The following is a 12,995-nucleotide window of genomic DNA, read 5'->3' as shown; positions in this document are numbered from 1 at the left end:
TGATCTGTGCCCACATCCGTCAGGGGGCGGCGCGGCTGGCGGTCAGGTCGACAGCGATGGTCACCGCATAGGCAAGCGAGCTTTCGTCCTGCACGCCCTGGCCGATGTTGAAATCCAGCCGGTTCACTTCGGCACTGCCGGACATTGTGGCGGTGTCACCGTTCAGATCCAGCGTGAAGGGCAGGCGCAGCGGCACCTCCTGATCGCGGATCCGCAGGGTGCCCTCAGCGATATATCCTTCCGCCAGCTTCTCGATCTCGGCGCGGAACTCTGCGGTGGGATAGGTGGAACTGTCAAAGTAATCCGGCCCCATCGCCTGATCGGTGACAGATCCGAGCTTCAGCGAGGGGATCGCCACGGTGACGGTGACCGCGCCGGCGGGGCCGGGGGCGGCAGGGTCCTCGAAATCAATCACTGCCTGCCAGCGGTCGAACTGGCCGCGCACCTCGCTGCCCATCTGCACGATGGTGAGCGCCAATGTGCCATCCTCGACCCGCCAGTTGCCGGCAGTGTCAGACGCCATCGTTGCGGCAGGATCGCCGCCATCCGTGGTCTCGGATCCAGCCTCATGTGCGGTGGCGCCCGGCGCGCCATGGCTGTGCGGCGCATAAAGGCCGAAGGCGCCGCCGCCGGCCAGCACCAGGACCCAGATCGCCAGCGCCACCAGCACCGGCGCCGCCCCATGGTGGGGCTGCTCTGGCACCGTCACCTGGGGCGCGCGTCCTGGCAGCATCCGGCGCAGCGTGGCGTCGCGGTCGATCACCTCATGTTTCAGCGCCCCGGCAATATGCAGCCCCAAAGCCACCGCAAGGGTCCAGACAAACAGCCAGTGCAGCCCGCCAAACACCGCCGCCACCGCCTCCGATTTCGCCACAAACGGCAGGTTCTGACCAAAGGGCCACCAGATCGGCGCAAATCCCGTGGTTGCGGCGTGATGGATCCAGCCGGTCAGGGGTGCCGCCACCAGCGCCCCATACAGCAGCCAGTGAACCACCTCCGCCAGCAGCGTCTCGGCCCGCCGCTCCGGGTGCAGCGGCACCGGCTTGGGCTGGCTCAGTGCCCAGAGAATGCGCAGCAGCGCCGTCAGGAACAACGCCAGCCCCAGGGTCTTGTGCAGTGAAAACAGCAGCGCCGCGCGGGTCAGCGTGGCCTGTGCGCCGTCAAACTCCGGGCTTTGAATATGGTGCGCCAGATCATTGGCAAAATAACCAAGCGGGAACACCGCCAGCATCAAGAGGGCGGTCAGCCAGTGAAAACCTTTGGCGACGCTGCCATAGTGGCGGGCGGTATTCTGGCGAAGCGTGGGGGCGCGGGCAGGGGAGGACACGGGCGATGAGACCTTCTCATAGGGGGCGACAGGAATACCCTATCCCTTCAGCGGTTTGACACAACACGCATCTCTGTCAGCTGATGCACAGCACCGGTGCGCCCGCGCGAAGGCTATGCTTGTACGCAGCGTCACCTGCGTCTAAACCCGATGCAACGCAGATATGCAGACAAGATGAGGTCTCAGATGACAATTGCATTCGTGTTTCCAGGGCAGGGCGCGCAGACGATCGGTATGGGCAAAGCCCTGGCCGAGGCCTATCCGGCAGCCAAAGCGGTCTTTGACGAGGTGGACGCCGCACTGGGAGAGGCGCTGAGCCAGCTGATCTGGGAGGGCGACATCGAAACCCTGACCCTCACCCAGAACGCCCAGCCGGCGCTGATGGCGACCTCGCTGGCGGCCATGCGTGCGCTGGAGGCTGAGGGTGTCAGCATCGACAAGGCGGCGTTTGTCGCCGGTCACAGCCTTGGCGAATATTCCGCACTGGCCGCAGCCGGGGCGATTTCCGTCGCCGACACCGCGCGCCTGCTGCGCATTCGCGGCAAGGCGATGCAAAGCGCCGTGCCGGTCGGCGAGGGCGCGATGGCCGCCATTCTGGGGCTCGACCTCGAGGCTGTGCGCGCCGTTGCAGACGCCGCCGCACAAGGCGAGGTCTGTCAGGCCGCCAATGACAACGACCCCACTCAGGTCGTGGTCTCCGGCGCCAAGGCCGCCGTTGAACGCGCCGCTGAAATCGCCAAGGAAAAAGGCGCCAAACGCGCCGTGATGCTGCCGGTCAGCGCGCCCTTCCACTGCGCCCTGATGCAGCCTGCCGCCGATGTCATGGCCGAGGCACTGGCCGGGGTCGAGATCACCTCGCCTGCGGTTCCGCTGATCGCCAACGTCCGCGCCGATGCGGTCACCGATCCGGCTGAAATCCGCCAGCTTCTGGTCGAGCAGGTGACCGGCTCTGTGCGCTGGCGCGAAAGCGTGCAGACCATGGCCGCCAAAGGCGTGACCGAATTCTGGGAAATCGGCGCGGGCAAGGCGCTCTCCGGCATGATCCGCAAAATCGACCGCAATCTGGCCTGCCGTCAGATCGGCACCGCTGAGGACGTGGCAGCCATCACCGCGAGCTGAACGCGGAAATTTCATTAATATTCCGGCCCGTTGTCTTCCAAAGAAAACGGCGGACCGCGGGCCGGGGATGAGACAAAGGAAATCATATGTTTGATCTGACTGGAAAAACCGCCCTCATCACCGGGGCATCTGGTGGTATTGGCGGCGATATCGCCCGCGCCCTGCACGCCGCTGGCGCCACCGTGGGCCTCTCCGGCACCCGCGAGGCCCCGCTGCAGGAACTGGCGGCGGAACTTGGCGAGCGCGCCCATGTGCTGCCCTGCAACCTCTCCGATGCAGAGGCGGTCGAGGCGCTGCCGAAACAGGCGATCGCGGCGATGGGCTCGGTGGATATTCTGGTCAACAACGCCGGCATCACCCGCGACAATCTGTTCATGCGGATGAAGGATGAGGAATGGGCCAGCGTGCTGGAGGTGAACCTTACCTCGACCATGCGCCTGTGCCGGGGTGTTCTGCGCGGCATGATGAAGGCGCGCTGGGGCCGGATCATCAATATCTCGTCCATCGTGGGGGCCACCGGCAACCCCGGTCAGGGCAATTACGCCGCCGCCAAGGCCGGTATGGTCGGCATGTCCAAATCGCTGGCCTATGAGGTCGCCAACCGGGGCATTACCGTCAATGCTGTGGCTCCTGGCTTTATCGCCACCGCCATGACAGACAAGCTGAACGACGCCCAGAAAGACGCGATCCTGACCCAGATCCCCAGCGGTCGGATGGGCACCCCGGAGGAAATCGCCTCCGCCGTCTTGTATCTGGCCAGCGCCGAGGCAGGCTATGTCACCGGCACCACCCTGCATGTGAACGGCGGCATGGCCATGCTGTGATCCCGGGTCGCGATCCGGGCTGCAACCGGGGCCGCCGAGACCCCGGTTAGGCTTTGCGGTGACGCCGAGTCACCTGGTCCCGCCGCCGGTCCTCCGGTGGCGGGTTTTGCGTTCCGGCCGCCGCGTCAGATGTGGCCTCTATGCCTCAGGCCGGGGGGATTTTCGGTGCCGCCAGCGCGGCATCGCACAAGATTGGTCGCGGGGTTTTGCGATCCCGCCCCGCAGCTGGCCCGGTTATCCGGGGCGAAATACGGCCATCCTCAGGATGGATGACCAGCTGAAAGTCGCTGCAAAATAACGGAAAATGACCTGCGACGGTGAGGGGTTGCGTAAAAATATGCACCACAAGCCTTGCATGTGGCTGCGGCTGTGGCCAAATGCTCACCCTGTTGCCTGAGCCTCAGGCGACAGGCCCCGGGCAGGCGGGTGCAGTGATGCTGCGAAACCGTTTGCCTCTGCGTCGGTCTGTGTTATAGGCGGCGCATATTCGCCATCTGCGGGTCCATGCCGGACCGGCAGGGGCGGTTCCGCTATGCGGGACACGACCGCCCGCATCGGGCACAACCACGCCGCCCCGAGCGGGCAAGGGCAGAACCGGGCGAATGCCTGACAACCGGGCGAATGCCTGAAAAGATGAGGAATTGACATGAGCGACGTCGCAGACCGCGTAAAAAAGATCGTTGTGGAACACCTGGGTGTTGAAGAAGACAAAGTGACCGAGAACGCGTCGTTCATCGATGATCTGGGCGCAGACAGCCTGGACACCGTTGAGCTGGTTATGGCCTTCGAAGAAGAGTTCGGCATCGAGATCCCCGATGACGCGGCCGAGACCATCCAGACCTTTGGCGATGCGGTGAAGTTCATCAGCGAAGCTTCCTGATCCCACCCAATCGGTGACGATCACAGACGGCGCTTTCCGGGCAGGAAGGCGCCGTTTTTCGTTTCTGGACGTTTCCGACCTCCGCGAGGTCGGGTTTTCTCCTTAGGGGTGATCGGTCTCCGTGCTAGCCTTGGCGAAACTGCCGACGACAGGAGGGCATTGCGATGATGATCTACCCCACGATGGAACTGAAGGACGGCCGCTGCGTGACGCTGGACAAGGGGCGGCTCGACACCGCCATGATCTGGCACGTGGACCCGGTTGCCACCGCCTGCGGCTTTGCCGCCGATGGTGCCGAATGGATGCATCTGACCGATTTTGATGCCATCGAAGGCGACAACCGCAATGCCGAGCTGGTGGAGGAAATCATCCGCACCGCCGGTATCCCGGTTCAGCTGGGCGGCGGTATGCGCTCGCGCGAGCATATTGAGCATTGGATCGACAAGGGGGCGGGCCGTGTGGTGGTCGGCACGCTTGCCGCCCGGGACCCCGAACTGGTGCGCACGCTGACCCGTCTTCACCCCGATCAGATCGTGCTGGCGGTGGATGTCTGGCAGGGGCAGGTGATGACCGACGGCTGGCGTCAGGCCGGCTCGTTCACGCCCGAAGCCTTTATCGACGCCTTTGCCGATTGTCCCTTTGCGGGCATCATCATCACCGATATCGAAAGCGATATGACCGATGTCGAGGCGCAGCTGGGGCTGATCGCAGGGCTGGCGGAGAAAGCGCGCACGCCGGTGATCGCCAGCGGTGTGGTCCGCACCGCCGATGACGTGGCGCGGCTGAAATACATCGGTTCGATCTCCGGCGCATTGGTCGGGCGGGCACTGTTCCGCAAGACCCTGACCGTGGCGGAGGCGCTGGAGGCGGCGCGCCCCACGCGTGAGCCAGTTGCCGAATTCCGCTAGGTCGGCGGCACGTCTCGGGCGGCACTGCTGCCGCATCAACCAATGGGCTGCGGTGTCGTCAGGACTGCGCGGCCCTGTTATTTCAGCGCAGCCTGCGTGTGTTGGCTGCCTTGGGGAGCGGGCAGGCCGACGTGGGTTTGCAGCACCGGGCGCATGACCGGCGCGGCTGAGCTGGTGCGGCGCTGTCTATACAGGATCCGGTCGAGATCGCTGCCAATGGACCGGAATTGTCGAACCGACCTCTCGACGCCGCCGATGCACCGCTGATCGCGACATAAGCGGGCCGGAGCTGTGGTCTCTGCCTGAAATTGACCAAACCGGCGCGCGCGCTTCCTGCATGTTCTATACCGGCGGAAGATCTGTCTGCTTCGCCGACTGATTGCGGAGCGAAGCACGTCCTGCCCCAATGGTCCGCATCTGCCACCATCCGGCACCAACCGCCACCATCCCACTACCACAGGGGTGCCACCGGTTCGCGAGGTCGGCTCCGCAAGGCATCGCACGTGGGATCTGTCTGCATATTCGCGATCATGGCCGCGATCATGGCCCGCCAGACGCCAGCCAGACGCCGGTCCGCCGCCCGCGCGCGCGATCTTTGCCGCGCGCTTGTTGCCGGTTCGCCGCGACCGGGGACCCGTGATAGCAGCTGAGCCCAAGACAGGCCGACCCCCTTGTGACATCATCACGACGAAGGACCACGCCGCAGAGTGTCGCTCCGGCCATGCCGATCCGTCAGCCAGACACCGCGCCATGTGGTTCAAGCTCGGCAGGCGTCCCGTCGCGCCCGAACTCCCGTTTGGATTTTCTGGGCGCCCTGCGAAAACCCGCCAGAGCCTTCACCATATCGCGTGTGAGACGCTCCTTGAACTGCAGGCCAAAATAGTTGGCATTGCACCATTGCACCCGACCGTGAAGATTTATCTGCGGCGCATCGCCGGGCAGGTCCAGCACGATGATATCCCCGGCGCCGAGGCGCGCTTCGGATTTGACCTTCGCCCCCTCCTGACTGATGTCCAGCAGGGTCGCCGCAACCCCGTTATCATTGTTGTGCACAAGGGTGCAGTCCAGGTTGCAGGTATGGCGCTTGCGGCGCCGCCTCAGCGTGGTCATGCGCCGTTCAAACAGCACAAAACACAGCGCTCCAAGCGCCACCAGACCCAGTGAACCGGCCGCCGCGGTGGTGCTGGAAATCTGTCCCAGCGCGGGCAAGGCGCCAAGGCCGCCGCCATCCTGCCCGCTACTGCCTGCACGAGAGCAGGGCATACGCGCCAGCTCCCGGCGATAGGCCGCCAGGGTTTCACTGGCAAAGAGTTTGACAGAGGCCCGTTCCGCATGGCGCCGGTCCTTCAGCGCCAGGACCCGCAGCAGGCTGCGGTGCTGGGCAATCAGGTTATGGGTCGCCTTCAGCAGATCGTCCATCTTTTCTCTCTGCATCGCGAGATGCAGCTCGGTCTTTGATGTCTTTGCCAGCAACCGTTCCATCTCCTGCACGGCGGGCGAATTGCTGCCGGTGCGCAGGTAGTCGAGAAAATCTTCACCGGCGAGCGTCAGCGTCATCAGTTTGTTGAAGACACGGCATTCGCGGGCGGCCAGCGGTTCAGCGCCAAGCAGCAGGCTGACCAGCAACAGCAGCGCAAATACGCCCAGCCCCCACATGCGCGAAGGGCGGCGGTGTGCCATCCGCCGAACCCTTCGTAGATCAGGATCAGGTGACGCAGGGCGTCCAAACAAGAACTCTATGTGCACCATTCACATCTTGCCCCACAGCCGCTGACCTTGGATCCTGCGCCCCGTCTGTTGGGCGCCGCATAGTGGTTCGCAGGCGCGCCATATCGGTACTGTCGCGACTACGAAACCAAAGAACAACCAAAAGGTACATTATCCAAGTTAACCGCAATCTAAGGCTGTCATTAAATTATCGCAAAACAACCGGAGACCACCGGCTCTTGCACCTCTGCGCCAATCCAAGCTATTTGGAGTCAAATTGCCGAGGCAGAGGAGTGCAAGAAATGCGTCGAGTAGTAGTTACCGGACTGGGCCTGGTCACACCGCTGGCAAGCGGCGTCGAAGAGACCTGGTCGCGGTTGCTGGACGGTCAGTCCGGGGCGGGTCCGATCACGCATTTTGATGCGGTAGAAAGCGGCGTCGCCACCACCTACGCCTGCGAAGTTCCGCGTGGCGACGGCAGCGATGGGACCTTCAACCCCGATGATTGGGTTGTCAAAAAAGACCAGAAGAAGATTGATGATTTCATCCTCTATGGCATTGCCGCGGCTGATATGGCCGTGCGTGACGCCGGCTGGACACCCGAGGACGAGCAGAGCCGCCTGCGCACCGGCGTGATGATCGGCTCCGGCATCGGTGGCCTCAGCTCGATCGCCGACACCGCCGTGATGATCAAGGAAAAAGGCCCCCGCCGGGTGTCGCCCTTCTTTATCCCCGGCGCGCTGATCAACCTGATCTCCGGTCAGGTCTCGATCCGTTTTGGCTTCAAGGGGCCGAACCACTCTGTTGTGACCGCCTGTTCGACCGGTGCCCATGCCATCGGCGATGCGGCCCGTCTGATCAAATCCGGCGACGCCGACGTGATGATCGCAGGCGGCGCCGAGGCGGCGATCTGCGAAATCGGCATTGCTGGCTTCAACGCCTGCAAGGCGCTGTCCACCAAACGCGCCGATGACCCAAAGGCCGCCTCGCGCCCCTATGACGCCGACCGCGACGGTTTCGTGATGGGTGAGGGCGCCGGCATCGTGGTGCTGGAAGATTACGACCACGCCAAGGCCCGTGGCGCCAAGATCTATGCCGAGGTGCTGGGGTATGGTCTCTCCGGCGATGCCTACCACATCACCGCTCCCTCCGAGGACGGCGAAGGCGGCGAACGCTCGATGCGCGCGGCGCTGGCCAATGCGGGGCTTGAGCCGAAGGACATCGACTATATCAACGCCCATGGCACCTCGACCATGGCCGATACCATCGAACTGGGCGCGGTTGAGCGGATGATGGGGGATGCGGCGGGCAAGGTCACCATGTCCTCGACCAAATCCGCCACCGGCCACCTCCTGGGTGCGGCTGGCGCGATTGAGGCGATCTTCTCGATCCTGGCGATCCGCGATCAGGTGGCACCGCCCACCATCAACCTGGACAACCCGGCCGTTGAAACCGCTGTCGATCTGGCCCCGAACCAGAAACGCGAGCGCGAGATCAAGGTGGCGCTGTCCAATTCCTTTGGCTTTGGCGGCACCAATGCGTCGGTCCTGTTCGGAAAGCCTGAGTGATGTGGCGCAACCTCGCCTCAAACATGCTGACGGTCCTGGTGGTGATGCTGTTCCTTCTGGGCGGCGTCATCCTCTGGGGGCAGTCGCAATATACCTCCGAAGGTCCGCTGGACAGCGCGATCTGCCTGCGGGTGCCGTCCGGCAGCACGATGTCTCGGGTCAGCCGTGATCTGGAGAGCCAGGGCGCGATCAACTCCGGCCCGCTGTTCCGGGTTGGTGTGCGCTACGCCGAGAAAACCGATGCGCTGAAGGCCGGCAGCTATCTGGTGCCCGCAGGGGCCTCGATGGCCGAGATCGTCGATCAGATCACCCGCGGCGGCGCCAGCAGCTGTGGCACCGAAATCGTCTACCGCGTGGGCGTGACCCGCGTGCTGGCCGAGGTGCGCGAGCTGGACCCGGCCACCAACCGCTTTGTCGAGCGTGCGGAATTTGTGCCCGGCGTCGATGAGGTGCCCGCTGTCTACGAAGAGAAGAAAGCCGATGCCGACACCCGTTACCGCATCGCGCTGGCCGAAGGCGTGACCAGCTGGCAGGTGGTCGAATCGCTGAAAGCCATGGATATCCTCGACGGCGATCCGGGCACGCGCCCGGCGGAGGGGATGCTGGCACCCGACAGCTATGAGGTCTCCCCCGGTGATGACCGCGCCGAGATCCTGGCCGAGATGCAGGAGCGCCAGGAGCTGCGCATCAACGCCGCCTGGGAGGGCCGCTCGGACCGCGCAGCGGTTACCAGCCCCGAAGAGATGCTGATCCTCGCGTCGATCATCGAAAAAGAGACCGGCGTGGCAGAGGAGCGTGGTCAGGTCGCCTCGGTCTTCACCAACCGGCTGAACCGCGGGATGCGGCTGCAAACGGACCCGACGGTGATCTATGGTGTTACTCGGGGCGAGGGTGTCCTCGGTCGTGGCCTGCGCCAGAGCGAGCTGCGCCGGGCAACCCCGTGGAACACCTATGTGATCGAAGGGCTGCCGCCGACGCCAATCGCCAACCCCGGCATGGCCAGCCTTGAGGCGGCGGTGAACCCGGATCAGGGCGACTACCTGTTCTTCGTCGCTGATGGCACCGGTGGCCACGCCTTTGCCGTCACGCTTGAGGAGCACAATCGCAATGTCGCCAAATGGCGCGAGATTGAAGCGCAGGGCAACAGCAACTAGGCGCAATCCAATCATGGATCAGATCTGAAAGGGGACGCTTCGGCGTCCTCTTTTTTGTGCGGCGCCGTTAACCTTATGGTAGGTTAATCTGAAATTTACTTAACAAATCCGGCAGCTTGCGTCCGATACTTCAGGTTGCCAACTTTGACTTTTGCGCTGGTTTGTGGCAGGGTTCACAGGCAGCTGGGAAATTGGCAGATCCGCCCGCAGGACGCCCGATCATGGATCGCGCTTGTGGGGCGGCCTTGCGATTTTCCGAACGGAGGTCCCATGACTATGAGGCCCCAACCATGAGCACCTATACCCCGGAAAATCGGCTGGCAAAGACCGCCGATCTTCTTTTCTCCCTCCATAATTCCATCGAACGGCTCCGGCAGGAGGCCGAGCAGATGCTCGAACGGCTTGCCTGCGATGCAGACGACGCCGGCAGCGCGCCGCGTATCGCCAAATTGGAAAGCCTGATCCGTGACAGCCAGAAAGTGGAGAAAACCCTTGTCGAACAAAGTGAACAGCATCAGGCCGCAGCCGGGCTCGACATCGACGCCGCCCGCAGTGAAATCGAAGAGCGGCTGGCTCGCCTGCGCGCCAGTTTCGACGCAGAAGATGTTTCTGGACCGGCTCAGCGACCATGACCTCTGTGCGATGCCCTATGTCTTTGATCTCTGGGCGCTGCCGCACCAGCTGCCGCCGGCGGGGGACTGGCGCAGCTGGGTCATCCTCGGCGGACGCGGGGCAGGTAAGACCCGCGCCGGCGCCGAATGGGTGCGTACGCTGGCCGAAGGGGCAACACCGCTGTCCGCTGGTCGCGCCCGCCGCATCGCCCTCCTCGGGGAAACCTACGATCAGGTGCGCGACGTCATGGTCCAGGGCGACAGCGGCATCCTCGCCTGCACACCCCGCGACCGCCGCCCGACGTGGAAAGCCACCGAACGGCGGCTGATCTGGCCCAATGGCGCCACCGCCCAGGCGTTTTCGGCCCATGACCCTGAGGCGCTGCGTGGCCCGCAGTTCGATGCCGCCTGGGCTGATGAGCTGGCCAAATGGAAACGCGGGCAGGACAGCTGGGACATGCTGCAATTTGCGCTCCGGCTGGGGCAGGAGCCGCGCGTCTGCGTCACCACCACACCGCGCAATACCGGCGTGCTGCGAGACCTTCTGGCCAGCCCCTCCACCGTGCAGACCCATGCCGCGACCGAGGCCAACCGTGCCAATCTCGCCGCCTCCTTCATCGCGGAGGTGCGCAGCCGCTATGCCGGGTCACGGCTAGGCCGACAAGAGCTGGACGGCATCCTGTTGCAGGATGTCGATGGCGCGCTCTGGACCAATGCCGGGCTGGTTGCGGCGCAGATCGCAAAGGCCCCGGCACTGGACCGGGTGGTGGTGGCGGTGGACCCGGCGGTGAGCGCCGGCAAACACTCCGACGCCTGCGGCATCCTCGTGGTGGGTGCCACGCTCACAGGCCCGCCGCAGGACTGGTGCGCCTATGTGCTCGCGGATTGCACGGTGCAGGGCGTCGGACCGCTGACCTGGGCGCAGGCCGCCATTGATGCGCGCGACCGCTACAGCGCCGACCGGGTGGTGGCGGAGGTCAATCAGGGCGGTGCCCTGGTCGAAAGCCTGCTGCGCCAGATTGATCCGCTGGTGCCCTTTACCGCGCTGCACGCCAGCCGGGGCAAGGGGGCACGGGCCGAACCGGTCGCCGCCCTTTACGAACAGGGCCGGGTGCGCCACCTGCCGGGGCTTGGCGCGCTGGAGGATCAGCTCTGCCAGATGACCCCGCGTGGCTATCTGGGGCAGGGCTCACCGGACCGGCTGGATGCCCTGGTCTGGGCGGTGCAGGAGCTGATCCTGACCCCGGCGACCCGCCACAGGCTGCCCCGCGCGCGCATGTTATAGGCGGGCCACCGGCCATCAAATCAGACGCAAAACGCCCGCAGTCCTGCGGGCGTTTTTTATTTGAATCAAAGGTTTAGCGCAGGTGTTGCGTGCCCTGCGCGCGCCTTGCTCAAATCTTCTTCAACCCCCGCCGTCATAAAGGATCGCAGCAAACAGGGGCATGGTTCGCCCCCTTCAAGCAAAGGAGTGGCCCCATGGTCTTTGACCTTCTGCGGCGCAAGCAACAGCCCGTCGAAACCAAGGCAAGCGCCGCCGCCCGTGTGGTGGCCTGGCACGGTGGCACTGGCAGCACCGGCTGGAGCCCGCGCGACAGCAGTTCGCTGACCCGCAGCGGCTTTGTCGGCAATCCCGTGGGCTACCGTGCCGTCAAGATGATCACCGAGGCCGCCGCCGCGCTGCCGCTGGTGTTGCAGGACGGCGCACAGCGCTACGACAGCCACCCGCTGCTGACGCTGCTGGCCCGGCCCAATGCCGCGCAGGGCCGCGCCGAGCTGCTGGAAGCGCTGTTTGGCCACCTGCTGCTGTCCGGCAACGCTTATATTGAGGCGGTCTGCGATCCCGACGGTCGCGACGTATTGCCGGTCGAGCTGCATGTGCTGCGCCCTGACCGCATGACCGTGGTGCCCGGCAGCGATGGCTGGCCAGTGGCCTATGACTACAGCGTGTCGGGTCGCAAACACCGCTTTGATGTGACCATGCCCTGCGCCCCGATCTGCCATCTGCGCAGCTTTCATCCGCAGGACGATCACTACGGTTTGTCGCCGATGCAGGCCGCAGCCATGGCGGTGGATGTGCATACCTCGGCCTCGCGCTGGTCCAAGGCGCTTCTGGACAATGCAGCCCGCCCCTCCGGCGCTCTGGTCTGGACCGGAAGCGATGGTCAGGGGCTGATGGCTGAGGATCAGTTTCGCCGTCTAAGTGAGGAAATCGAAATGAATTTTCAGGGCGCGCGCAATGCCGGCCGTCCAATGGTGCTGGAAGGCGGGTTGGATTGGAAACCAATGGGGTTCTCGCCATCGGATATGGAATTTCACCAGACCAAGGACGCCGCCGCGCGCGAAATTGCTCTCGCGCTTGGGGTGCCGCCAATGCTGCTGGGCCTGCCGGGCGATGCCACATATGCCAATTATCAGGAGGCCAACCGCGCCTTTTACCGGCTCACCGTGCTGCCGCTTGTGACCCGTGTCACCGCGACGCTGTCGGACTGGCTGGCGCGCTATCAGGGGGCTGCGGTCACCCTGAAACCGGACCTTGATCAGGTGCCTGCGCTGGCCTCCGAACGCGAGGCGCAGTGGCGCCGCGTGGCCGCCGCGGAGTTCCTCAGCGTGGCCGAAAAACGCAGCCTTCTGGGCCTGCCGCCGCAAGAGGAGGCGATGGCGGATGACTGAGATCCCGATCCCGCCGTTTGAATGCTCACCGGGTCTGCGGCTCACCGCCCATGAGCGCATCGCCGAGATCCAGCAGGAGGCGATGAACCGGCGTCTCGACCGGCTGGAGATGATGATGGAGCGGATGGAAAAACGCCTCTGGCTCACCGTTTACGGCGTTGCCGCCGTGATCCTGGCGCAGGCTTTCCAGTCCTTTCTTGTGGTTCAGTAATTGCCAGAAATTC

Annotated in this window: 12 protein-coding genes; 10 read left to right on the top strand and 2 right to left on the bottom strand. The window is 64.4% G+C overall.

Going from position 1 to position 12,995, the window contains the following annotated elements:
* Window positions 1-19: 19 nt before the first annotated feature.
* On the bottom strand, window positions 20-1,327 hold the full coding sequence (locus WLQ66_RS07985; protein ID WP_340545800.1) for a cytochrome b/b6 domain-containing protein: 1,308 nt from the start codon (window positions 1,325-1,327) through the stop codon (window positions 20-22).
* Window positions 1,328-1,513: 186 nt separating this feature from the next.
* Here WLQ66_RS07985 and fabD point away from each other — a divergent pair, with 186 nt between their 5' ends.
* The 4 genes from fabD to WLQ66_RS07965 all read left to right on the top strand — a co-directional run bounded on the left by fabD (window position 1,514) and on the right by WLQ66_RS07965 (window position 5,058).
* Entirely contained in the window at window positions 1,514-2,446 is a 933-nt protein-coding gene (gene fabD / locus WLQ66_RS07980; RefSeq protein WP_340545799.1) for an ACP S-malonyltransferase, read from the top strand.
* A gap of 86 nt (window positions 2,447-2,532) precedes the next feature.
* Window positions 2,533-3,270, top strand: coding sequence for a 3-oxoacyl-ACP reductase FabG (gene fabG / locus WLQ66_RS07975; protein WP_340545798.1), 738 nt, complete (start codon window positions 2,533-2,535; stop codon window positions 3,268-3,270).
* A gap of 646 nt (window positions 3,271-3,916) precedes the next feature.
* Window positions 3,917-4,150 carry an acyl carrier protein gene (locus WLQ66_RS07970; protein WP_005982462.1) on the top strand — a complete coding sequence of 78 codons (234 nt, stop codon included), beginning with the start codon at window positions 3,917-3,919 and terminating at the stop codon, window positions 4,148-4,150.
* Between the two features lie 164 nt (window positions 4,151-4,314).
* Window positions 4,315-5,058 carry a 1-(5-phosphoribosyl)-5-[(5-phosphoribosylamino)methylideneamino]imidazole-4-carboxamide isomerase gene (locus tag WLQ66_RS07965; protein WP_340545797.1) on the top strand — a complete coding sequence of 248 codons (744 nt, stop codon included), beginning with the start codon at window positions 4,315-4,317 and terminating at the stop codon, window positions 5,056-5,058.
* Between the two features lie 732 nt (window positions 5,059-5,790).
* On the opposite strand, the gene WLQ66_RS07960 is transcribed toward WLQ66_RS07965, so the two are convergent.
* Window positions 5,791-6,738: a PilZ domain-containing protein gene (locus WLQ66_RS07960; protein WP_340545796.1), complete on the bottom strand. Its 948-nt coding sequence runs from the start codon at window positions 6,736-6,738 to the stop codon at window positions 5,791-5,793.
* A 329-nt stretch (window positions 6,739-7,067) separates the two neighbouring features.
* Here WLQ66_RS07960 and fabF point away from each other — a divergent pair, with 329 nt between their 5' ends.
* From fabF to WLQ66_RS07930, 6 genes are all read left to right on the top strand, one after another.
* A complete protein-coding gene (fabF, locus tag WLQ66_RS07955) occupies window positions 7,068-8,333 on the top strand; it encodes a beta-ketoacyl-ACP synthase II (protein WP_340545795.1) in 1,266 nt (421 codons plus the stop codon).
* The gene (gene mltG / locus WLQ66_RS07950; protein WP_340546325.1) at window positions 8,333-9,487 is read left to right on the top strand and encodes an endolytic transglycosylase MltG; all 1,155 of its coding nucleotides are present in this window, start codon (window positions 8,333-8,335) and stop codon (window positions 9,485-9,487) included. The genes fabF and mltG overlap by 1 nt, the downstream gene beginning before the upstream one ends.
* A 290-nt stretch (window positions 9,488-9,777) precedes the next feature.
* Entirely contained in the window at window positions 9,778-10,119 is a 342-nt protein-coding gene (locus WLQ66_RS07945) for a recombinase (RefSeq protein WP_340545794.1), read from the top strand.
* The gene (locus WLQ66_RS07940; protein ID WP_340545793.1) at window positions 10,091-11,383 is read left to right on the top strand and encodes a DNA-packaging protein; all 1,293 of its coding nucleotides are present in this window, start codon (window positions 10,091-10,093) and stop codon (window positions 11,381-11,383) included. The genes WLQ66_RS07945 and WLQ66_RS07940 overlap by 29 nt, the downstream gene beginning before the upstream one ends.
* Before the next feature lie 194 nt (window positions 11,384-11,577).
* Window positions 11,578-12,771 (top strand): phage portal protein, encoded by a 1,194-nt coding sequence (locus WLQ66_RS07935; protein ID WP_340545792.1) that lies wholly within the window; start codon window positions 11,578-11,580, stop codon window positions 12,769-12,771.
* Window positions 12,764-12,982: a GTA head formation protein, RCAP_rcc01685 family gene (locus WLQ66_RS07930; protein WP_014874871.1), complete on the top strand. Its 219-nt coding sequence runs from the start codon at window positions 12,764-12,766 to the stop codon at window positions 12,980-12,982. Before WLQ66_RS07935 ends, WLQ66_RS07930 begins: the two co-directional genes overlap by 8 nt.
* Window positions 12,983-12,995 lie beyond the last annotated feature (13 nt).

Source organism: Phaeobacter sp. A36a-5a (genome assembly GCF_037911135.1).
Lineage (GTDB): Bacteria > Pseudomonadota > Alphaproteobacteria > Rhodobacterales > Rhodobacteraceae > Phaeobacter > Phaeobacter bryozoorum.
Note: the sequence above shows the minus strand (reverse complement) of the source record. Positions and strands in the feature narration are given on the sequence as shown.

Bases quoted from the DNA above. Each gene is read 5' to 3' on its own strand.
- fabD (WP_340545799.1), top strand. From the start codon at position 1,514: ATGACAATTGCATTCGTGTTTCCAGGGCAGGGCGCGCAGACGATCGGT.
- fabG (WP_340545798.1), top strand. From the start codon at position 2,533: ATGTTTGATCTGACTGGAAAAACCGCCCTCATCACCGGGGCATCTGGT.
- WLQ66_RS07970 (WP_005982462.1), top strand. From the start codon at position 3,917: ATGAGCGACGTCGCAGACCGCGTAAAAAAGATCGTTGTGGAACACCTG.
- WLQ66_RS07965 (WP_340545797.1), top strand. From the start codon at position 4,315: ATGATGATCTACCCCACGATGGAACTGAAGGACGGCCGCTGCGTGACG.
- WLQ66_RS07960 (WP_340545796.1), bottom strand. From the start codon at position 6,738: ATGGCACACCGCCGCCCTTCGCGCATGTGGGGGCTGGGCGTATTTGCG.
- fabF (WP_340545795.1), top strand. From the start codon at position 7,068: ATGCGTCGAGTAGTAGTTACCGGACTGGGCCTGGTCACACCGCTGGCA.
- mltG (WP_340546325.1), top strand. From the start codon at position 8,333: ATGTGGCGCAACCTCGCCTCAAACATGCTGACGGTCCTGGTGGTGATG.
- WLQ66_RS07945 (WP_340545794.1), top strand. From the start codon at position 9,778: ATGAGCACCTATACCCCGGAAAATCGGCTGGCAAAGACCGCCGATCTT.
- WLQ66_RS07940 (WP_340545793.1), top strand. From the start codon at position 10,091: ATGTTTCTGGACCGGCTCAGCGACCATGACCTCTGTGCGATGCCCTAT.
- WLQ66_RS07935 (WP_340545792.1), top strand. From the start codon at position 11,578: ATGGTCTTTGACCTTCTGCGGCGCAAGCAACAGCCCGTCGAAACCAAG.
- WLQ66_RS07930 (WP_014874871.1), top strand. From the start codon at position 12,764: ATGACTGAGATCCCGATCCCGCCGTTTGAATGCTCACCGGGTCTGCGG.